Source organism: Rhodococcus sp. AZ1, assembly GCF_054979605.1.
The window spans coordinates 188167-210108 of the sequence record NZ_JBUEQF010000004.1 but is presented as its reverse complement, the minus strand read 5'-3'; the positions used below and the strand labels follow the sequence as shown (position 1 = coordinate 210108).

Annotated in this window: 16 protein-coding genes; 12 read left to right on the top strand and 4 right to left on the bottom strand. The window is 68.4% G+C overall.

Annotation, left to right across the window (positions count from 1 at the left end; all coding sequences use genetic code 11):
* Positions 1-9: 9 nt before the first annotated feature.
* Positions 10-534, bottom strand: coding sequence for a hypothetical protein (locus ACY48E_RS07020; RefSeq protein WP_462871419.1), 525 nt, complete (start codon positions 532-534; stop codon positions 10-12).
* 152 nt (positions 535-686) lie between these two features.
* The gene (locus ACY48E_RS07015) at positions 687-1193 is read right to left on the bottom strand and encodes a hypothetical protein (RefSeq protein WP_462871418.1); all 507 of its coding nucleotides are present in this window, start codon (positions 1191-1193) and stop codon (positions 687-689) included.
* 117 nt (positions 1194-1310) lie between these two features.
* Between ACY48E_RS07015 and ACY48E_RS07010 the strand changes: the two genes are divergently transcribed.
* Positions 1311-2339, top strand: a complete 1029-nt coding sequence (locus ACY48E_RS07010; protein WP_462871417.1) for an Rv2578c family radical SAM protein — start codon at positions 1311-1313, stop codon at positions 2337-2339.
* A gap of 65 nt (positions 2340-2404) precedes the next feature.
* Here the strand turns inward: ACY48E_RS07010 and ACY48E_RS07005 are convergent, their stop codons facing one another.
* Positions 2405-3241, bottom strand: coding sequence for an MBL fold metallo-hydrolase (locus tag ACY48E_RS07005; RefSeq protein WP_462871416.1), 837 nt, complete (start codon positions 3239-3241; stop codon positions 2405-2407).
* A 6-nt stretch (positions 3242-3247) separates the two neighbouring features.
* The gene (ypfJ, locus tag ACY48E_RS07000) at positions 3248-4174 is read right to left on the bottom strand and encodes a KPN_02809 family neutral zinc metallopeptidase (RefSeq protein ID WP_462871415.1); all 927 of its coding nucleotides are present in this window, start codon (positions 4172-4174) and stop codon (positions 3248-3250) included.
* A gap of 188 nt (positions 4175-4362) precedes the next feature.
* On the opposite strand from ypfJ, the gene aspS reads away from it, so the two are divergent.
* From aspS to ACY48E_RS06945, 11 genes are all read left to right on the top strand, one after another.
* The gene (gene aspS, locus ACY48E_RS06995; protein WP_462871414.1) at positions 4363-6168 is read left to right on the top strand and encodes an aspartate--tRNA ligase; all 1806 of its coding nucleotides are present in this window, start codon (positions 4363-4365) and stop codon (positions 6166-6168) included.
* A gap of 6 nt (positions 6169-6174) precedes the next feature.
* On the top strand, positions 6175-7107 hold the full coding sequence (locus ACY48E_RS06990) for a DUF389 domain-containing protein (protein WP_462871413.1): 933 nt from the start codon (positions 6175-6177) through the stop codon (positions 7105-7107).
* An 80-nt stretch (positions 7108-7187) separates the two neighbouring features.
* Complete coding sequence (locus ACY48E_RS06985) at positions 7188-10592, top strand: transglutaminase family protein (RefSeq protein ID WP_462871412.1); 3405 nt, start codon at positions 7188-7190, stop codon at positions 10590-10592.
* A gap of 63 nt (positions 10593-10655) precedes the next feature.
* Positions 10656-13271, top strand: a complete 2616-nt coding sequence (locus ACY48E_RS06980; RefSeq protein WP_462871411.1) for a circularly permuted type 2 ATP-grasp protein — start codon at positions 10656-10658, stop codon at positions 13269-13271.
* A gap of 71 nt (positions 13272-13342) precedes the next feature.
* Complete coding sequence (locus tag ACY48E_RS06975) at positions 13343-14251, top strand: transglutaminase family protein (protein ID WP_462871533.1); 909 nt, start codon at positions 13343-13345, stop codon at positions 14249-14251.
* Between the two features lie 4 nt (positions 14252-14255).
* Positions 14256-15665 carry a replication-associated recombination protein A gene (locus tag ACY48E_RS06970; protein WP_462871410.1) on the top strand — a complete coding sequence of 470 codons (1410 nt, stop codon included), beginning with the start codon at positions 14256-14258 and terminating at the stop codon, positions 15663-15665.
* Positions 15666-15674: 9 nt separating this feature from the next.
* Entirely contained in the window at positions 15675-18347 is a 2673-nt protein-coding gene (gene alaS / locus ACY48E_RS06965) for an alanine--tRNA ligase (protein ID WP_462871409.1), read from the top strand.
* Between the two features lie 2 nt (positions 18348-18349).
* Positions 18350-18889: a Holliday junction resolvase RuvX gene (gene ruvX, locus ACY48E_RS06960; RefSeq protein WP_462871408.1), complete on the top strand. Its 540-nt coding sequence runs from the start codon at positions 18350-18352 to the stop codon at positions 18887-18889.
* Between the two features lie 131 nt (positions 18890-19020).
* A complete protein-coding gene (locus ACY48E_RS06955; protein WP_462871407.1) occupies positions 19021-20331 on the top strand; it encodes an endolytic transglycosylase MltG in 1311 nt (436 codons plus the stop codon).
* The gene (locus ACY48E_RS06950) at positions 20328-21146 is read left to right on the top strand and encodes a shikimate dehydrogenase (RefSeq protein WP_462871406.1); all 819 of its coding nucleotides are present in this window, start codon (positions 20328-20330) and stop codon (positions 21144-21146) included. Before ACY48E_RS06955 ends, ACY48E_RS06950 begins: the two co-directional genes overlap by 4 nt.
* A 144-nt stretch (positions 21147-21290) precedes the next feature.
* Positions 21291-21938, top strand: coding sequence for a prepilin peptidase (locus ACY48E_RS06945; RefSeq protein ID WP_462871405.1), 648 nt, complete (start codon positions 21291-21293; stop codon positions 21936-21938).
* Positions 21939-21942 lie beyond the last annotated feature (4 nt).

Genomic DNA, 21942 nt, shown 5'->3' with positions numbered 1-21942 from the left:
CTCCGAGCGTTACCGAACCTGGTAGATCCCGGGTTTCATCGGGACGTGCAGCGATGTGGTGGACACGGTGAAGGAGACTCGGCCCGGCCCGGTCGCCAGAGCGATGTCGTTGTCGGGCGTGTCGACGGTCGGCCCGGTGAACAGTGATGCGGGGAACGGCGGGGTTCTCTTCGTGGTGGTGATGGATCTGTTCGCAGTGCCCGAGGCGCCTGTGTCGAGGTTGCGCCAGTTGACGATCGTGTCGACTGAGCAGGTTCCGTCGAAGTACGGGGTGAATCCGACACTGAACGCGGCGATGCCGGAGGGGCCCGGTGGCACGGTCTCGGTGACTCCTCCAGCGAAGAAGCCGCCGCACAGGAAACTGTTGCCGCGGCCGAGGGCGATCGATTGCCCGATCTGGTTATAAACGGACGATCCGGGCAGCGGCTGCGCCATCGCTATGCCCGGCGCAGCCAGGGAGAGTCCGATGACTCCCGCAGCTGTGGCTGCAGCCAGTCGCAGCCGGGTCGTCGATCGAGTCGGCGAGTTGCTCATCAGGGAACCTTCACTTCCGTCGGGGGGCCGGCCACGATGTCGGCCGACGTGGTGGTCTACGGGAACTGAGTTCTGCCGGTGTTGGTGTCGTTCTGCCGGTGTTGGTGTCGAGGTTGGACAGGTCCGGCTACCCGGCGCCCCGGGCTATCCGATCAGGGGACCACGGCCACGGTGGCCGGGCCTTCGGCGAAGTGCAACGACGTTGTGCTCCAGGCGTATTCGGTACGCCCGGGGCCGGTGTCGATGAGAAGGTCGTTGCCGTTGGTGATGGGGGAGCGAGGGAAGGGGAGCACGGTGGTTGTCAGATTCTTCTCCACCCGTCCGCTCGCGCCCGTGTCGAGGTTGCGCCAGTTCAGAACTGCGATGACGGTGCACGTTCCACCGAAGAACGGCTCGAACAGCACGCTCAGAGGCGTCACACCGCGATCCTGCCGGGTGCCGAACAGCAGAACGCCGCTGACCTTCCCGGCGCACCGGAAGTCGTTGTTCACGCCGAGGGTGTACACACGGGTGAAGTTGATGAAGTTGTACGGAATGGGTTCGGCCACAGCGGTAGTGGGGGTGACGACGGAGAAGGTCGCCGCGAGTGCGCCGAGCGCAGCTGCCGAGCGCACGCGTCGCCGGTTTCGTGATCGTGCGGGGACGGTGCTGTCGGCCATGCGAATGACCATAGCGTACGAATCGGCGTTACGAGACCGGTTTGGTTGTTTTTCTGGAGAAATGCTTTACGACTCGAATCACTTGACACGACATAGAACACATGTTCGACTTCTGGCATGAGGTGGCAGGGTCAAACTCTCGATGCGATCGACGGTGCGCTACCGGGGCTCGAGCGTGCAGGGCTGGTGCGCACGGTCCGGACGCCGGAGTTCGAGGGTGTCACGTTCCACGAGGTGCTCTGCAAGAGTGCGCTGAACAAGCTGCCGGAAGAGTCGTCGATGCCCTTCCGCTGGACCATCAATCCCATGCGCGGGTGCTCGCACGCGTGCAGGTACTGCTTCGCGCGCCCGACGCATGAATATCTCGATCTCGATGCGGGCGTGGACTTCGATTCGCAGATCGTCGTCAAGACCAACGTGGTCGCGGTGCTCCGCCGCGAACTGGCGCGCGCGTCCTGGAAGCGTGATCCGGTGGCACTCGGAACCAACACCGACCCCTACCAGCGCGCTGAGGGACGTTACCGATTGATGCCCGGGATCATCCGGGCTCTGACCGAGCACGGCACCCCGTTCTCGATACTGACCAAGGGCACGTTGATCCGCCGCGATCTGCCGCTGCTGGCCCTGGCCGCACGCTCGGTCGATGTTCAGGTGAGCGTGAGTCTGGCATTCCATGACGAGGAACTGCAGAAGGCCATCGAACCCGGGGCGCCGTCACCGCGAGCGCGCCTCGACCTCGTGCGAGCCCTCACCGACGCCGGGTTACCGTGCCACGTGTTGATCGCTCCCGTGGTGCCGTTCCTCACGGATTCGACCGCGCATCTCGACGCGCTGCTCGGCTCGCTCGCGGCGGCGGGGGCCGCCGGGGTCACCGTGCTCCCGATGCACCTGCGCTCGAGTACGCGTGACTGGTTCATGGCGTGGCTCGCCGAGGAGCACCCCGCGCTGATCGGCCGGTACCGGCGTCTCTACGGACGCAGTGCGTACGTCGGTCCCGAGTACCGCACCTGGCTGGCGGGCAAAGTGGACCCGCTCATCGAGAAGTACGGACTGACCGGACTCGACCCACAGGCCGCGCGGGCGACACCCGTCGGACTGTCTGGACCCCAGAAGAGCACTGCACCAGCGACTCCCACGCTGTTCTGATCTCAGGGCGCCTCTGATCCCGTGGCGCCTCTGATCCCCTGGCGCCTCTGATCTCATGGGGTCGATCAGAAATCGGGGGTGTGGCCCAGATGCTCGAGGTAGCGGCGGGCGGAGCGCGTGATCGCCGCCTTCGCGTCCGCACGGACAACCTTGCCCCACCACGCACCGAACACCATCTCGACGTCGTACGGCCGGAGCAGATCGATCACCGCGCGGACGGTGTCCGGGTGCTCCGGGATCAGGTTGGGGTAGCTGTACATGAAGCTCACCCACCGAGGGTCCGCAACCACCTGAACGATGTCGCCGGTACACAGCGCGCCGCGACCATCCGGACCCCGCCAGTGCAGCACCGTGCCTCCGTCGAAGTGCACGCGGGGGTTCAGCAGCGTTCGCCCCGGCAACACCTCGGCGGTCGACCCGGTGAAGAAGTGCACGTTCCCGCGGGCGCGCACCCAGTCCTGATCGTCGGCATGAAGGTGGATCGGCACACCGCCGAACGCCTCGCTCCACTCGACCATCGAGCTGTAGAAGTGCGGGTGGGAGATGGCGATCGCGGCCACCCCGCCTCGCGCACGCACGGCCTCGATCGTCGCGTCGTCGATGAGACTGATGCAGTCCCACAGCAGATTTCCGCCCTCACCCGGGACCAGCAGCGCCCGTTGACCGATGGCGAAGTGCGGCTCGGTCCCGATACCCCACAGCCCCGGTGCCTCCTCGGCGACGCGATTGGAGTGGGTCGCGGCGAGTTGCTCGAGGTCGGTCCACCGCTGACCCGAGGCCGGGACGTACTGACGGTCGTCGAGACAGATCGGGCAGGCCGCGGGATCGAAGAGGTCGTGATCGACTGCGACACCGCATGCGGTGCAGATCGGGCGGGGACGGGTCCCCGAGATGATCGTCACCGCCGGTCACCGGCCGCCGCGCGGGGCCGGTGGATTGTTCAGATCGCGCGCGCCGTAGGTGTCGCATGCCGAGACCAGACCGGTGCGGTAGCCCGAGAGGAACCACGCCTGTCGCTGCTCGGATGAGCCGTGTGTCCAGCCCTCCGGATTGATCCGACCCGTCGCCGCCTTCTGGATACGATCGTCACCGACCGATGCAGCTGCGGACAGTGCGTCCGAGACGTCCTGGTCGGTCAGGGGATTGAGCAGCGGCTTCGACGAACCGGGGGCGGGCTGCTCGTCGGCGAAGTGCGCCCAGATGCCCGCGTAGCAGTCGGCCTGAAGTTCGGTGCGCACCGATCCCGACTCCGGGCCGGCGGGATCCTGGCCGGCTCGCCCGATGTCGCCGAGCTGATTCTGAATGTGGTGGCCGATCTCGTGCGCGACCACGTACTCCTGAGCCAGCGGACCGCCGCTGGAGCCGAATCGGTCCACCAGCACCTGGAAGAAGCTGGTGTCGAAGTAGCCGGTGGAGTCCGCGGGGCAGTAGAACGGACCGACCTCGCTCGTCGCCGCCCCGCAGCCGGTACTGACCGAACCGCTGAAGAGGGTGACCTTGGGTTGGACGTACGCGGTGCCGGTCTGCTGCTCGAGCTGTGCTCCCCACACCTGGTCGAGGCTGTTGACACTGGCCGCCACCCGGCAGTCGATGTCCCTGTTGGCGTCGGCTCCGGTGGCGCACCCTTCGAGACTGCCGTCGCCGGCCGGTGCGCTCGACGACGAGTCGCCGCCACCGACTCCACTGATCACCGACCCGGGATCGACACCGAACAGCAGAGCCAGAACGACGACGATCAGTCCACCCGCACCGCCGATGGCCACCTTGCCGCCACGACCGCCCCCGCCCCGGCTCACCCGTGAGGAGTCGATCTGCGCGTTGTCGTCGAAGGTCATCGTCGTTCCCTTGCTGTGCTCGCCGATGGTGCGGGCATCAGCTTTGCATGCCGGTGGGCACGCGTCATCGTTCTCTCCCTAGGATTCGAGAACCGGGACCACCACACCATCGACACCGGAGATCCCTAGCATGGCCGCAGTCCTCCACTCCTTGGAGCTCTCGCGTCCGGGCCCACGAAAGGAATTCAGTGCTGCGCACGTATCTTGCCGGTTCACTTCGAGCCGAGCACGCCGGCAACCCCGTCACACTGACCGGGTGGGTTGCCCGACGACGCGATCACGGCGGGGTGATCTTCATCGATCTACGCGACGCGTCCGGCGTGGCGCAGGTGGTCTTTCGCGATTCGACCGTGGCCGAGCAGGCGCACCGCCTCCGATCGGAGTACTGCGTACGGATCACCGGCGTCGTCGAACTGCGGCCCGAGGGCAACCAGAATCACGAGATCCTCACCGGCGCGGTGGAAGTGAACGCCACCGAGCTCGAGGTTCTCGGCGAGAGCGCGCCGCTGCCGTTCCAGCTGGACGAGTCGCCGGGGGAGGAGGCCCGACTGCGCTACCGGTACCTGGACCTGCGTCGAGCCGGCCCGGCGCACGCCATCCGGTTGCGCTCGAAGGTCAACGCAGCGGCTCGAGCCGTACTGGCCCACCACGAGTTCGTCGAGGTCGAGACACCCACCCTCACCCGGTCGACTCCCGAGGGCGCTCGGGACTTCCTGGTGCCCGCCCGCCTTCAACCGGGCACCTTCTACGCGCTGCCGCAGAGCCCGCAGCTGTTCAAGCAGCTGCTGATGGTCGGCGGTATCGAGCGGTACTACCAGATCGCTCGCTGCTACCGCGACGAGGACTTCCGGGCAGACCGGCAGCCGGAGTTCACGCAGCTCGACGTCGAGATGAGCTTCGTGACCCAGGACGACGTCATCGTGTTGGCGGAGGAGATCCTCACGGCACTGTGGAACCTCATCGGCTACGAGGTGCACACGCCGATACCGCGGATGACCTACGCCGACGCGATGCGTCGGTTCGGCTCGGACAAGCCGGATCTGCGTTTCGGTGTCGAACTGATCGAGTGCACCGAGTTCTTCTCCGACACCCCGTTCCGAGTCTTCCAGGCCCCCTACGTCGGTGCCGTCGTGATGCCGGGCGGCGCCTCCCAGCCCCGCCGCCAGCTCGACGCCTGGCAGGAGTGGGCCAAGCAGCGCGGCGCGAAGGGCCTTGCCTACGTCCTGATCCAGGAGGACGGAACACTGGCGGGGCCGGTGGCCAAGAACCTCTCCGACGCCGAGCGTGCCGGGCTCGCCGCGCATGTCGGCGCCGCAGCGGGGGACTGCGTGTTCTTCGCGGCCGGCCCGGCCAAGGCTCAGCGGGCGTTGCTCGGCGCGGCGCGCGGCGAGATCGCGCGCAAGCAGGGCCTGATCGACGAGTCACAATGGGCATTCGTGTGGATCGTCGACGCACCGCTGTTCGAACCCGCCTCCGATGCCACCGCGAGCGGTGACGTGGCGGTGGGCAGTGGATCGTGGACCGCGGTGCACCACGCCTTCACCTCGCCGAAGCCGGAGTGGCTCGACACGTTCGACACCGATCCAGGGTCCGCTCTGGCGTACGCGTACGACATCGTCTGCAACGGCAACGAGATCGGTGGGGGCAGTATTCGCATCCACCGCAAGGACGTTCAGGAGCGAGTGTTCGCCGTCATGGGTCTGGACGAGAAGCAGGCACGGGAGAAGTTCGGGTTCCTCCTCGATGCCTTCGCCTTCGGCGCTCCTCCGCACGGCGGCATCGCCTTCGGGTGGGATCGCATCACAGCTCTGCTGGCCGGCGTCGAGTCCATCCGCGAGGTCATCGCCTTCCCGAAGTCCGGTGGCGGAGTCGATCCGCTGACCGACGCGCCGGCCCCGATCACCGCGCAGCAGCGCCGCGAGTCGGGGATCGATGCCCCGCCCGCACCTCGTGCCGGCACCGGTCCGGACACCGCACCGCCCACAGCGTCCTGACCGGCCATGGAGAACATTCGAGTGCACGTACCTGCCGTGCGAACGGACGAGGTTCTCGACGTGCTGCGCGGGTGCGAGGGTGTGGCGCACATGTCGCTCTTCCGCGGCGCTTCCCTCGAGCCGGAAGGCGACGTGATCGAGGCGGACTTCACCCGCGAGAGTTCCAACGAAATTCTCGACGCTCTGCGACATCTCGGTGTGATGGCGGACGGTGCCGTCGCATACACCACCGTCGACTCGATGATGTCCGAACGAGCCGACAGCGCAGCCAAGCGTGTGCCCGGTGATCCCGACGACGCGATCGTCTGGGATCAACTTCTGCGGCGCAATCACGAGGACGCGACCCTGACTTTCACCTTCCTGTCGTTCCTGACGATCGCCACGCTGCTGGTGGCCATCGGCGTGGTGACCAACTCGCCTGTCACGATCGTCGGTGCCATGGTTCTCGGTCCCGAGTTCGGACCGCTGGCCGCGATCGCCGTCGGGCTGGTACTCGGCCGCCGTCGTCTGGTGCTGCGCGCGGTGATCGCGCTGGCGGTCGCGTTCCCGGTTGCGATGCTCATCACGGCGGCGGGCGCGCTCGCCGCGGAGCTCACCGGCGTGCTGGACGTGAGCGGCCTCGCAAATCTGGACCAGGTCGACTTCATCTACCAGGTGGGTCCCGCGTCGTTCATCGTCTCGTTGCTGGCCGGAGCGGCCGGCATGCTGGCAATGCTGTCGTCGAAGTCCGCCGCACTGGTGGGTGTGTTCATCTCCGTGACGACGGTTCCTGCTGCGGGGTTCGCGGTGATCGCGGCGACGGCCGGGGCATGGCGCATCGCGGGTCTGTCGAGCCTGCAGCTGGCGATCAACCTGGTCGGCATCGTCATCGCCGCGACGGCGGTGCTGAGCCTGCGGTTGCGGCTGGGTGACGGAAGCCGCCTGACCGCACCGCGCTGACCCGACCTCTCGCCGGGCGCAGGCCCGCTCGCCGCTCTAAGGTGGCAGCGGGCCCGAACACGATGTCGAGGAGTTTGTCCGTGGGAATCAAGGTCGCGCTCGAGCATCGCACGAGCTACCACTTCGACCGGGTGGTTCAGGTGTATCCCCACGAGATCAGGCTGCGCCCGGCGCCGCACGCCCGCACGCCCATCGAGGCGTACTCGTTGACCGTCGAACCTGCCGGGCATTTTCTGAACTGGCAACAGGACGTCTTCGGGAACTTCCTTGCCCGCGTGGTCTTCCCCGAACGCACCGACCACCTCACCATCACGGTCGGTCTGGTGGCCGATCTCGAGGCCATCAATCCTCTCGACTTCTTCGTCGAGGACTGGGCCGAGCACGTCGGCTTCGAATACCAGCAGCGTGATCTGCCCGACCTCGAGCCGTATCTGCGTCCGGTGGACGAGACCGAGGAGGGCGGGGGACCGGGCGAACTCGTCACGCGGTGGGTGGAGAAGATGCGCGCCGAGGTTGCCGAACATGGCGAGATGCGCACCATCGAGTTCCTCGCCGCCGTCAATCGCGCCGTCATGGCGGACATCGAGTACTCGGTGCGCATGGAGCCCGGCGTCCAGACCCCGGACCACACGCTGCGCACGGCGGTGGGATCGTGTCGGGACTCCGCATGGCTGCTCGTGTCGATCCTCCGGCAGTTGGGCCTGGCTGCCCGCTTCGTCTCCGGGTATCTGGTTCAGCTGCGACAGGACATCGAATCGCTCGAGGGCGGATCCGGGCCTGCCGAGGACTTCACCGACCTCCACGCATGGTGCGAGGTCTACCTTCCCGGCGCCGGCTGGGTGGGCATGGACCCGACGTCGGGGCTCTTCGCCGGTGAGGGCCACATCCCGCTCTCCGCGACGCCTCATCCGTCCACGGCGGCGGCGATCACCGGTGCCGTCGGAAAGTGCACGGCCGAACTGGAGTTCTCGAACACCGTGGTTCGGGTGCACGAGGATCCGCGAACGACCCTGCCGTACTCGGCCGAGCAGTGGGATGCGATTCGGGCGGCGGGACTGGCCATCGACGAGCGTATGGCGGACCAGCGTATCGATCTGACCGTCGGTGGGGAGCCGACGTTCGTGGCGATCGAGAACCAGGACGCGCCGGAGTGGACCACCGACGCCGACGGCCCGCACAAGCGAGAACTCGCGAGCGCCCTGGCCGAGCGGCTCAGGTCGATCTATGCGCCGTCCGGTCTGGTTCAGCGCAGCCAGGGTAAGTGGTACCCGGGCGAGCCGTTGCCACGCTGGCAGATCGGACTCTTCTGGCGGGCGGACGGGCAACCGCTCTGGCACGACGCCGAACTGCTCGCCGACCCCTGGCTGCCCGAGTCGGATCGACCCGAGCCCGTCGATCCGGGTGCGGCGCGAGCGCTCGTCGATGCGCTGGTCGAGGGGTTCGGTTTCCCGGTGGCACAGTCCAGACCGGCCTACGAGGACCCGATAGCGCGCCTGGCCGCCCTGCTGCGGGTGCCCGACGGCGACCCACCCGCTGCGGCGGGTGAGCCCGACCTCGAACCCGGCACGGACACCCCCGAGGCGCGCGCCGCCCTGCTTCGCACACTCGAGTCGAGCACGGACGAGCCCGCGGCCTATGTCATGCCGATCCATCGCTCCGAGGACGACACACGCTGGGAGAGCGCCGACTGGCGATTGCGCCGCGGCCGGGTGGTGCTGCTCGAGGGTGATTCTCCCGCCGGGCTCCGGCTGCCTCTCGATGCCATCTCCTGGCATCCGCCACGTCTCGAGAACCCCGCCGACCCCACGGCGCCGCGCGGCCCGCTCCCCACGCCGTGGAAATCACGCCGAACGTTCGGAGCCGGTGGGTTCGGACCGAGCGGAGGGTCTGCGCCCGCACCCGAGCCGGGGCCCGGTGACAACCCCGTGACCGCGCTGGTCGCCGAGGTTCGCGACGGTGTGCTGCACGTGTTCCTGCCGCCGATCGACGCTCTCGAGCACTTCGTGGACCTCGTTGGTCGCGTCGAGGAGGCGGCCGCGCGCATCGGTACCCCGGTTGTCGTGGAGGGCTACGGTCCGCCTGCCGATCCACGCGTGAAGTCCCTCACCGTGACACCGGACCCGGGCGTCATCGAGGTCAACGTCCACCCCACCGCGTCGTGGGCGGAGCAGGACGAATTGATGAGCACCCTCTACGAGCAGGCACGTCTGACGCGCCTGTCGACCGAGGCGTTCGACAACGACGGCACCGGCCGGGGAACCGGTGGTGGCAACCACATCACGCTGGGCGGGGACACGCCGCGGCGCTCACCACTGCTGCGACGGCCCGATCTGCTGGTGTCGATGCTCACCCACTGGCAGCGGCACCCGTCACTGTCCTACCTGTTCTCGGGTCGATTCATCGGACCTACCTCCCAGGCCCCGCGATTCGACGAGGGACGTCCGGAAGCGCTGTACGAGATGGAGATCGCGTTCGGCGAGATCGCTCGTCGTACCGCGCAGGTCCGAGAGGACGATCCGTCCGCAGCCGCACCGCCGTGGCTGGTCGATCGGGCGCTGCGGCACCTGCTCACCGATCTCACCGGCAACACTCATCGCGCCGAGTTCTGCATCGACAAGCTCTACAGCCCGGACTCGGCCCGCGGTCGTCTCGGACTGCTCGAGTTGCGGGGTTTCGAGATGCCCCCGCACCATCGGATGGCGATGGTGCAGTCGCTGCTGGTGCGGTCGATGGTCTCGCGGTTCTGGGACGCCCCGCTGGTGGCGCCGCTGATCCGACACGGCGAGAACCTGCACGGTCGATACCTGCTCCCGCACTACGTGATCGCCGACATCGGCCGAGTGGTGGAGGATCTGCGCGATCACGGCGTTGATTTCGACACCAGTTGGCTCGATCCCTTCACCGAGTTCCGGTTCCCGCGGATAGGGACCACCGTGGTTGCCGACGCCGAGATCGAACTGCGCAGCGCCATCGAGCCCTGGAACACCCTCGGCGAGGAATCGACCTCCGGGGGCACCGCACGCTACGTGGACTCGTCGGTGGAACGGCTGCAGGTCAGCATCACCGGGGCGGACCCCGGTCGATTCCTGCTCACGTGCAACGGCACCCCGGTCCCGCTCGTTCGCACCGACAAGTCGGACGTCCAGGTGGCGGGCGTGCGGTACCGCGCGTGGCAGCCGCCGAGTGCGCTGCACCCCACGATCGAGGTGCAGAGTCCGCTCCGCTTCGATCTGGTGGACACCCAGTCCGCTCGGTCCCTCGGAGGCTGCACCTACCACGTGGTGCACCCGGGTGGCCGCTCCTACGACGCACCGCCGGTCAACGCCGTCGAGGCCGAGTCGCGACGCGGCGGGCGGTTCGAGGAGGGCGGGTTCACCGCCGGTCGCGTGGACGTCCCCGCACTACTCGAGCAGCAGGCGCGGCTGCGGGTCGACTCGTCCGCGCCCGGCCTGCTCGATCTCCGCCGAACCGGGTCGGTCCTCTAGAGTTCTGCCGGTAGGGGTGTCGGGTAACGAGCTCGGCCGCGACGAACGAAGGGACCAGCCCTTTTGGCACAGGTGACGGTCGCCGGTGGCCCCGACGCGGCACCGGTCCTGGACAGATACCGGCATCTGGCGGCCGCTGGGGGCGCGTTCGACGAGGTGTTCGGCACACACGAGCAGTTCGATCACGGCACTGTGCGTGCTCAGTGGTCGGAGGTGGCCTCGGTGCTGGCTCGGTCCGGTCGAAGCACCCTGGACTCGCTCCAGAATCGAGTGGGACGCCTGGTCGAGGATCACGGCATCACCTACAACACCATCCCGGCACCCGGGGTGACCGACAGCGCCACCCTTCGGTGGGAACTCGACGTCGTTCCGTACGTCGTCTCCGCCGACGACTGGACGCGACTGGAAACGGGCATGACGCAGCGCTCGCGTCTGCTCGATCTGATCCTCACCGACGTCTACGGAAGCCAGAACCTCGTGCGACGGGGCTTGCTGCCGCCGGAGCTGGTGTTCGGACATCCCGGCTACCTGCGCGCCGCGCACGGGATCACCGTTCCCGGCCCCCACCAGTTGTTCTTCCATGCTGCCGACGTGGTGCGCACCTCCGACGGTCGGTTCGCCGTCATGTCCGATCGCACCCAGGCTCCGTCGGGAGCCGGTTACGCCCTCGCGGATCGCACGGTGATCTCACGCGCGGTGCCCGAGTTGTTCGAGCAGACCAACCCGCGCCAGCTCTCGACCTTCGTGCGAGCGATGCGGTTGGCGTTGATCGAGGCCGCTCCCGATTCCGCCGAGAACCCACTCGTCGTGGTGCTCAGCCCCGGAGTGATGTCCGAGACCGCATTCGATCAGTCCTACCTGGCATCGGTTCTGGGATTCCCCCTGGTGGAGTCGGCGGATCTGGTGGTGCGCGACGGTGCGCTGTGGATGCGCGCGCTGGGGACGCTGCGCCGGGTGGACGTGGTGGTGCGCCGTGTCGACGACGGGTACGTCGATCCGTTGGATCTGCGCCCGGATTCCAAGCTCGGTGTGGTCGGTCTGGTGGAGGTGCTCCGGCGCGGCGCGGTGACCGTGGTGAACACGATCGGGAGCGGAATCCTCGAGAACCCGGCGCTGATGTCGATGCTCCCGGCGCTCTCGCGGACGCTGCTCGGTGAGGATCTGCTGCTGCCGTCGGTGGAGACCTTCTGGGCGGGGGAGAGTGCGGCGCTCTCGCACATCGAGGCCAATCTCGAGTCGATGATCGTGACGTCGAGCGGGTCCGGTGGATCGCACATCGGCAGTGCTCTGTCCACTGCGGCCCGCGAGGCCCTGATCGCCAGGGTTCGCGCCCAGCCGTGGGCATGGTCGGCGCGCTCGATCCCCTCGCTGGCACACACCCCTGTCGGTCCTGCCGGCCATCGGCAGACAGGAGAGGCGGTGGTACCCGGATCGGTGAGCCTGCGGCTGTTCGACGTCGCGCAACGGGTCGGGTACACACCGATGATCGGTGGACTGGCGCAGGTGTTGATCACCGATCCGCTGCGCGAACCGATGGTTAGTTCCGCGGCCAAGGACATCTGGGTGCGTCCTGCTTCCCGGCCTACGCCCGCCGACAGCGCGAGCGGACCGGCCGTGCCGATTCGTGAGGTCCTGCCGCGCTACTCGGCGGCTCGGGTCGACGGGGTCACCTCTCCCCGCGTTCTCGGCGACCTGTTCTGGTTGGGCCGCTACGCCGAGCGGGCCGAGTCGATGGCGCGGATGCTCGTCACCGTGGGGGTTCGGTATCAGGACTTCTCCACCAAACCGTGGCTGGAGGCAGCGCCGGCGCTGCCCGTTCTGCTCGATGCCGTTGCGGCGGTGTCCGGGGCGGGTTCGGTATTCGACGCAGCCGGGCCTCGACGCGAGGTTCTCGCCGAGTTCCGTTCGCTGACACTCGATTCGACACGGCCGGGTTCGTTGGCGCAGTCCATCGACGGTCTGCTCAACGCCTCCCGCGCTGTGCGCGATCAGCTCTCGTCGAACACCTGGGTGGTCTTCTCCGCGCTCGACACCGCCCTCGCGCGGCTGGCCGCAGCACCGGATCTCGACGAGGCCGAGCTGTGGGAGGCGCAGAGTCGCGTGATCGGTGCCATGTTGGCGGTCTCCGGTCTGGCGGCCGAGTCGATGGTGCGGGATCCCGGCTGGCACCTGATGGACGTGGGGCGTCGACTCGAACGGGCGATGCAGACCGCATCCCTGCTCTCGGCCACCGTGACCACGGCTCGACTGCCTGCCGTGGAAGCTGCGATCATCGAATCGGTGCTGACCATGACCGAGTCGTCGGTGACCTACCGGCGCCGGAATTCCGGCCTGATTCGGCTTGCTGCCGTGGCCGAACTGCTGCTCTTCGACGCCGGCAACCCGCGCTCGTTGATCTACCAACTCGACCGAACCCTCGATGCTCTCAGGCGTCTTCCCGGAGCCACCGGGACCTCGCGACCGGAGCAGGCCGTCGAGCGGATGACGGCGCGGTTGCGTCGCGTCGATCCGGGCGACCTCGAGGTGGTCGAACCGAGCGGTTCACGCGAGGATCTCGCCGAGTTGCTCGATCACCTCAGAGAGTCCCTGCTCGACACGGCGGATCTGGTCACTGCGACCCACCTGACGCTGCCGGGTGGTACCCAGCCCCTCTGGGGTGGCGGGAGCATGCTCTCGTGAGCGCACCGGGCGAGACGGGTACCACCGAGCATCCACGCGCGGTCGGTGGAACGAGCACGTGCTGGTACCGCATCACCCACACCACCACCTACACGTACTCGGATCGGGTGCGCTCGTCGTTCGGACGCGGGTTCCTAACCCCTGCCAACACCGCCGGCCAACGTGTGGTCGAGTCGACCGTCGAGGTCACCCCGACCCCGTCGGATCAGTCGACGGGCACCGACGTGTACGGGAACGAGGACGTGTTCTTCCACGTCACCACTGATCACGAGCAGCTCACGGTCACCGCGCGATCGCTCGTCGGTGTCGACCCGCCCGACCCCGGGCGCATCCTCTCCCATCCCGCCACGGCACCGTGGGAGCAGGCACGCCCCTGCGCGGCAGTTCAGGCCGATGGCGGCGAGCGGGCCCTGGCGACCGAGTTCGTGCTCGATCTGGTGCCGGGTGAGATCACCGACGACGTACGCAGCTACGCGTCGAGTTCCTTCGCGCCCGGCAGAGCACTGGTGGACGCGATCGTCGATCTCACCCATCGAATCTTCACCGACTTCACCTACCAGTCGGGATCGACGACCGTCAGCACGAAGGTCGGTGAAGTGCTCGCCGAGCGGTCCGGGGTGTGCCAGGACTTCGCCCGGCTGGCCATCGCCTGTCTACGGTCGCAGGGGCTGGCGGCGCAGTACGTCTCCGGCTACCTGGCCACCACACCGCCGCCCGGTCGCGAACGCATGATCGGCGCCGACGCCACCCACGCGTGGGCAGCGGTGTGGATGCCCGACGGGACGTGGCTGGGCTTCGACCCCACGAACGACCAGCTGGTCGACGAGCGGTACACCCTGGTGGCGGTCGGGCGCGACTACGCGGACGTCCCGCCGCTGCGCGGAATCATCTACACCGACGCCGAGACCAGCACGATTGCCGTGTCCGTCGACGTGGCGCCGGTCGGATCGGGTGACCGTCCGGGTGGATCAGTAGTCTGACCCCGTGGATGAGGGGCCGTTCGGCGACGAGGAGATCTCGCTGTTTCCCGTCGCGCACGAGGCCTCGGCGCCACCTCGTGCGGGCTCCCCGGCTGCCCGGACGACGGGTGCGGCGCGCGCGCCCCTCGCGGTCCGAATGCGTCCGCGCACGCTCGACGAGGTGGTCGGGCAGGGCCATCTCCTCGCCGCCGGATCGCCGCTGCGGCGGCTGGTGGACGGCTCCGGTGCTGCGTCGGTGGTGCTCTACGGTCCACCGGGTACGGGGAAGACAACCCTTGCATCGTTGATCTCCGGAGCCACCGGGCGGCGGTTCGAGGCCCTGTCCGCACTCTCGGCCGGGGTCAAGGACGTACGTGCGGTGATCGACACGGCCGGGCGCCGGGCGCTGCACGGCGAACAGACGGTGCTGTTCATCGACGAGGTGCACCGATTCTCGAAGACCCAGCAGGACGCTCTGCTGGCGGCGGTGGAGAACCGAGTCGTCCTGCTGGTGGCCGCCACCACCGAGAACCCGTCGTTCTCGGTGGTCGCCCCGCTTCTGTCTCGCTCGCTCGTGCTCGAGCTCAGGCCACTGACCGACGCGGACGTTCGTCTCGTCGTCGGTCGCGCCGTCGACGACTCGCGCGGTCTGGCAGGCACGGTCACCGTGACAACGGAGGCGCTCGATCACCTGGTGGCCATCGCGGCGGGGGATGCCCGACGGGCGCTGACGGCCCTCGACGCCGCTGCCGAGTCGGTGCTCGCCACGGCCCCCGACGCCGGATCGGAGCAGCGAGCTGCGACGATCGATCTCGCAGCCGTGGAGTCCAGCGCAGACCGGGCCGCTGTGCGCTACGACCGCGACGGTGACCAGCACTACGACGTTCTGAGCGCCTTCATCAAGTCCATTCGAGGCTCGGACGTCGACGCAGCTCTGCACTATCTCGCCCGGATGCTCACCGCCGGTGAGGATCCGCGGTTGATCGCCCGTCGCCTGATCGTGCACGCGAGTGAGGACATCGGGATGGCCGATCCCACAGCGATGCTCGCGGCCACCGCGGCGGCGCAGGCAGTCGCCCTCGTCGGACTCCCCGAAGCGCGGTTGTCCCTGGCGCAGGCGACCGTTCACCTCGCGACCGCCCCCAAGTCCGCGGCCGTCACCCGTGCGCTCGACGCCGCGATGGCCGACATCGCCGCCGGACGAATCGGTTCGGTGCCGCCGCACCTGCGCGACGGGCACTACTCGGGTGCGCGCGGCCTCGGCCACGCCGTCGGGTACCGCTACCCGCACGACGACCCCGCAGGGGTCTCGGTGCAGCAGTACGCTCCGGACGAACTGGTGGGAACCGACTATTACATCCCCACCGAGCGCGGCCTCGAGCGCGATATTTCGACCCGGTTGGGCAAGCTCAGGCGCATAGTGCGCGGCCGCTAACCTGTACGGGTGCGCACCCACGAGATCCGTCGACGCTTCCTGGCTCACTTCGAGAAGGCAGGGCACACACTCGTCCCCAGCGCGTCACTGGTCCTCGAGGATCCGAACCTGCTGTTCGTCAACGCCGGCATGGTGCAGTTCGTGCCCTACTTCCTCGGTCAGCAGAGCCCGCCGTTCGCTCGCGCGACCAGCGTGCAGAAGTGCGTGCGCACCGGCGACATCGAGAACGTGGGCGTGACCACGCGCCACAACACGTTCTTCCAGATGGCCGGCAATTTCTCGTTCGGTGACTACTTCAAGCGTGAGGCCATCGAATTCGCGTGGTCACTGCTCACGTCGTCGCAAGCAGACGGCGGCTACGGCTTCGATCCCGAACGACTCTGGGCCACCGCCTATCTCGACGACGACGAGGCCATCGCACTGTGGAAGGACGTTGCCGGTCTTCCCGACGAGCGCATCCAGAAGCGCGGCATGGCCGACAACTACTGGTCGATGGGTATCCCCGGCCCCTGCGGTCCGTGCTCGGAGATCTACTACGACCGCGGCCCCGAGTTCGGAGCGGACGGCGGCCCGGAGGCCGACGAGGACCGCTACCTCGAGATCTGGAATCTCGTGTTCATGCAGAACGAACGAGGTCAGGGCACGTCCAAGGACGATTTCGACATACTCGGACCGCTCCCGAAGAAGAACATCGACACCGGCATGGGTGTCGAGCGCGTGGCCTTTCTGCTGCAGAACGTCGACAACGTGTACGAAACCGACCTGGTGCGGCCGGTCATCACCGCGGCCGAGGAACTCTCCGGCCGTCGCTACGGCGCCGACGCCGATGCCGACGTGCGGCTGCGGGTCATCGCCGATCACGCGCGCACCGCCGTGATGCTCATCGCCGACGGTGTCGTCCCCGGCAACGACGGGCGCGGCTACGTCCTTCGCCGCCTGTTGCGACGCATCGTGCGCAGCGCCCGACTGCTCGGTGCCACCGATCCGTCGATGGCTCGTTTCGTCGCGGTGGTGCGCGAGACGATGGCCGAGTCGTACCCGGAGCTGGCCACCGACTTCGAGCGCATCTCGGCGGTGGCGGTGGGGGAGGAGAGCGCGTTCCTCGCGACGTTGACCGCCGGCTCGCGGTTGTTCGACACCGCTGCCGACGCCGTGCGAGACAGAGGGGAGACGGTGATCGCGGGAGCCGACGCGTTCGCCCTGCATGACACCTACGGGTTCCCGATCGACCTCACTCTCGAGATGGCCGCCGAAGCGGGACTGTCGGTGGACGAGAACGGGTTCCGCACGCTCATGGCCGAGCAGCGCGCACGTGCGAAGGCCGATGCCGCTGCGCGAAAGCATGCACACGCAGACCTCTCGGTGTACACACCGTTTCTCGATCGCGGACCCACCGAGTTCACCGGCTTCGACGAACTCGATTCCGAGGCAACGGTTCTCGCGCTCATCATCGACGGCGTGACCGTGCCTGCCGCAAGCGTGGGGAGCGAGGTCGAGATCGTGCTCGACCGCAGCCCGTTCTACGCCGAGGCCGGCGGCCAGGTCGCCGACACCGGCACCATCACCGCAGCCGGGCTGCAGGTTCGCGTCGACGATGTGCAGAAGATCGCCAAGAAACTCTGGGTGCATCGATCGACGGTCCTGGGCGGTGCGATCACTGCCGGGGATGTGGTCACCGCACACGTCGATCCGGCGTGGCGCAAGGGTGCCGAGCAGGGTCACTCGGGCACCCACCTTGTCGGTGGGGCTCTGCGCAGCATCCTCGGGCCCACCGCGGTGCAGGCGGGCTCGCTCAACAAGCCGGGGTATCTGCGCTTCGACTTCACCTACCAGGGTGCTCTGAGCTCCTCGCAGCGCGACGACATCGAGGCCGTGACCAACGATGCGGTCGCCGCCGACCACGAGGTGCACACCTTCACCACCGACCTCACGGCGGCCAAGGCGATGGGCGCGCAGGCGCTGTTCGGCGAGAACTACGGCGACGAGGTTCGTGTGGTCGAGATCGGCGGGCCCTTCTCCCTCGAGCTCTGCGGCGGTACTCACGTCGACAGGTCCTCGCGGGTGGGTCCGGTGACGATCCTCGGGGAGTCGTCGGTGGGCTCCGGAGTCCGTCGCGTCGAAGCGTTCGTCGGTCTCGACTCCTACCGGTACCTGGCCAAGGAGCGTGCGCTCCTGGCCGGGGTCGCAGCCTCGCTCAAGGTGCCCACTTCCGAGGTGCCGGCCAGGGTCGAGACACTTGTCGAGCGGCTCAAGGTCGCCGAGAAGGAAGTCGCCGAGGCCCGGTCCGCGGCGATCCTGCAGTCCGCTGCCACGGTGGTCGATCGGGCCACCCGCGTCGGTGACGTGCTCGTGGTGGCCGAACCTGCGCCGGCCGGTGTCGGTGCGGGAGACATCCGCACGCTGGTCGGCGACATCTCGGGACGCCTCGGTTCCCAACCGGCCGTGGTGGCACTCGTCGGGAACGTCGACGGCAAGGTGCCCTTCGTGGTGACCGTGAACGCGCCTGCTCGTGAACTCGGGCTCGGCGCGGGAGATCTGGTGGGCGTGCTCGCACCCCGCGTCGGCGGACGCGGAGGCGGTAAGGCCGACACGGCACAGGGCTCGGGCACCGACGCCGACGGGATCGCAGCGGCGCTCGAGGCGGTGCGGGAGCGGATCTCCGAGACCATCGGGGCCCGCTGACCGTGCAGTTCGTCGCGGAGGCGACCCTGCCGGGGCGCGACGATCCCGGTTCGGGTCGACGGCTCGGTATCGACGTCGGCAGCGTGCGCGTCGGCGTGGCCGTCAGCGATCCGACTGCTGTGCTCGCCACACCGGTCGAAACGGTGGCCCGCACTGCCGGGCGGGCGAGTGCCGGCGTGCCGCGCGACCTCGACCGCATTGCGGCGATCTGCGCCGAGTACGAGGTGGTCGAGGTGGTGGTGGGTCTGCCCACCACCTTGCGCGGGGACCGGGGACCTGCGGCCGACGCGGCGATACGCTTCGCGCGCGATCTCGCCCGTCGCCTGCCGGAGCTGCCCGTTCGACTGAGCGACGAGCGGTTCACCACGGTCACCGCCTCTCAGCAGTTGCGTCGCAGCGGTGTGCGGGCGCGTGAGCAGAGAGCGGTGATCGATCAGGTGGCTGCGGTGGGGATCCTGCAGGGCTGGCTGGACGGCCGAGCCCGTGCACTAGCGTGCCCTGAGGCCGAAGAATTCAGTGACGACGATCGGACGCAGCGGTGACGGGCGACAACGGTGTACCCGGGCGAGACGGTAGGCGGCCGGGCCGACCGTCGCCGGATCGGCGAGCGCCACAACGGCGAGGGCCGGGCGCACCCCCGCCGCGGGGGTATCCACATCCCGCGCGGCGTCCGATGCATCCGCCCACCGAGGCGGTCACCGAGCAACTGGACCTACCGATCGACGACCTTCGTCGCGCCTCGGCCGACGCGGCTGCGGCACCAGCGGGAGCTGGAGACGACGAGCGGGCACGACCGACCCGAGTCGACCGGTCCACGGATGCGCGTCGTCCGTCCCGCGTGGCTCGGTCCCGCGTCCCTCGGCGTCGCCTCCTGGTGATCGGGGCACTGGCGCTGGTGCTCGCGGTGGGTGCGGTGGCCGCCCTGTATCTGCGAACATCTCTCTTCGACGAGGAGCCCGCCGATTTCGCCGGACCCGGTCAGGGTGTGACCGTGGTCCAGGTGGCGCCGGGTGACACCGCCGTGCAGATCTCTCGCGCAATGGTGGACAAGGGGGTCACGGCCAGCACCGAGGTCTTCTACCGGGCCGCCATCGTCAACTCCGAGATCACCGCGGTGCAGCCCGGCTTCTACCGGATGCCGCAGAAGATCAGCGGAACGGAGGCTGTGCGACTGCTGATCGATCCCACCTCGCGCGTCGGTCAGCTGCAGGTCGCCGAGGGTCGACAACTCCACGACACGACCGACGTCAAGACCGGCGCGGTGAAGAAGGGCATCTACACCCTGATCAGTGAAGAGAGCTGCAAGGTCGGTGGCGGGGTCCCCTGTGTGAGTGTCGACGATCTCGACAAGGCGGGCTCCGGTGATCCGGCCGGTCTCGGAGTACCCGAGTGGGCCCGCAGCGCCGTCGCCGCCGTTCCGGTGCGCGATCGACAGCTCGAAGGACTCATCGCGGCCGGAACGTTCAACTTCGATCCGACCGCGTCCGCGACGGCCATCCTGGCGCAGCTGATCGGCGAAAGTGCGACGCAATACGAGCAGACCGGGTTACTGGCCGCCGGGTCGGCGACGGGCCTGAGCCCGTATCAGGTCCTGGTGGCCTCCTCGCTCGTCCAGCGCGAAGCGTTGCCCGCCGACTTCGCGAAGGTGGCTCGGGTGATCCTCAACCGGCTCGCGATAGGTCAGAAGCTCGAGTTCGACTCCACCGTCAACTACTCGCTGGAGACGACGGAGGTGGCCACAACCCCGGAGGATCGGGCACGGGTGACCCCGTGGAACACCTACGCGATGGCTGGTCTGCCGGCGACACCGATCTGCTCGCCCAGCGTGGACGCGGTTCGTGCCACCGAGGCGCCCGAGCCGGGCAACTGGCTGTATTTCGTCACCATCAACGCACAGGGGACCACGCTGTTCACCGACAGCTACGAACAGCACCTGCGCAACATCGCGATGGTGGATCCGGGATTCCTCGCGAGCGGACGATGAACGCGGCACCTGCTCGCCGCGCAGCAGTGGTCGGCTCGCCGATCGAGCACTCCAAATCGCCCCTGCTTCATCGAGCGGCGTTCGCGGCGTTGGGGCTCGGCGACTGGACCTACGACCGCATCGAGTGCGACGAGGACGGGTTCCCTGGCCTCGTCGCCGGTCTGGGCCCGGAATGGATCGGGTTGTCGGTCACGATGCCCGACAAGCTCGTTGCCCTGAGCGTGGCCGACGAGGTGACCGAGCGTGCAGCCCTGGTGGGCTCCGCCAACACGCTTCTGCGCACCGACACCGGGTGGCGCGCGGACTGCACGGACGTCGACGGTGTCACCGGTGCGCTGCGAGACGCTCACGTGGTCGATCTTGTGGGGGCATCGGCGGTGGTGATCGGAGCGGGAGGAACCGCGCGCCCGGCACTGGTCGGGCTCGCCGAACTCGGTGTGCGCGAGGTCGCCGTCGTCTCGCGTGATCGCGACCGGGCGACAGGTGCGCTCGACTGTGGAGTCCGGGCCGGTCTGGACGTTCGATGGCTCGGGTTCGAGGACGGGATCGGGTCGGCAGTCGGCGCCGCTGCGGCCGTGATCTCCACCGTCCCGGCCTCCGCCACCGAATCGATCGTCGATTCCGTGGCCGGCGCGCGTGTGCTGCTCGACGCGATCTACGACCCCTGGCCCACCGCGCTCGCACGTGCCGTCGCCTCTCGTGGGGGGACGGTGATCGGCGGTCTGGCGATGCTGCTCAACCAGGCCTTCGGTCAGGTCGAACAGTTCACCGGCAAGTCCGCCCCACGAGAGGCGATGCGCCGGGCCCTGCCCTGATTCGAGGTGCGGGCGGGTGGGGGAATGGTCCGCCGGAGCGGCCGGGTGGAGCGATGTCAAGGCCCTGTGTATCGACCATCGCCACCATCCACAGGCGATCGGCGTCGCACGTCGTCGCTCCACCCGGTGGGTCACAGTGCTGGGATGGGTGACGGCAGTGCAGGGATCAGCAGCGACACGGCGGGGTACTGCAGCGACGGTTCGAGCGTGCTCGGCGCGTCGATCCTCGGGCTGGTCGTCGGCGTCGCGCTGGCGATCCTCTCGAGTCGATGGGTGGGACCGGGTCGGCGTGGTCAGGGAGTCGCCATCGCCCTGATGATGTCGGTTGTGTCGGCGGGCGCCTGCCACGTGGGATCCGATGGAGTTGTCTTCGTGGTGCTCGGCGGACTCGTCCTGTGCGCAGGGACGGTGGACATGCGCTGCCGTCGGCTGCCCAATGCCCTCACCCTCGGTGGTGCGGCGGCGGTGATGGCGTCCGCCGCGGTTGTGGGTCGACCGGTGGAGGCCCTGATCGGGGCGTGCGCCCTGTTCGCGGTCCACCTGATCGGTTACCTGGCCGCACGCGGCGCCGTCGGGGCGGGCGATGTGAAGTGGGCTCTCGCGGTAGGGGGTGCGGCGGCGGTGCGTGGTCCCGGAGCGTGGTTGCTGGCGGCGCTGGCCGCGCCGGTGATCACCACGCTCGCCTTCGCGGTGATGGCGATCGTGCGTCGCCGGCGCCCCCCGCGTACGTTGCCGCACGGACCGTCGATGGGAGTGGCGGCCCTCCTGGCGTGGGTGGTGGTGCCCGCGTGAAAGA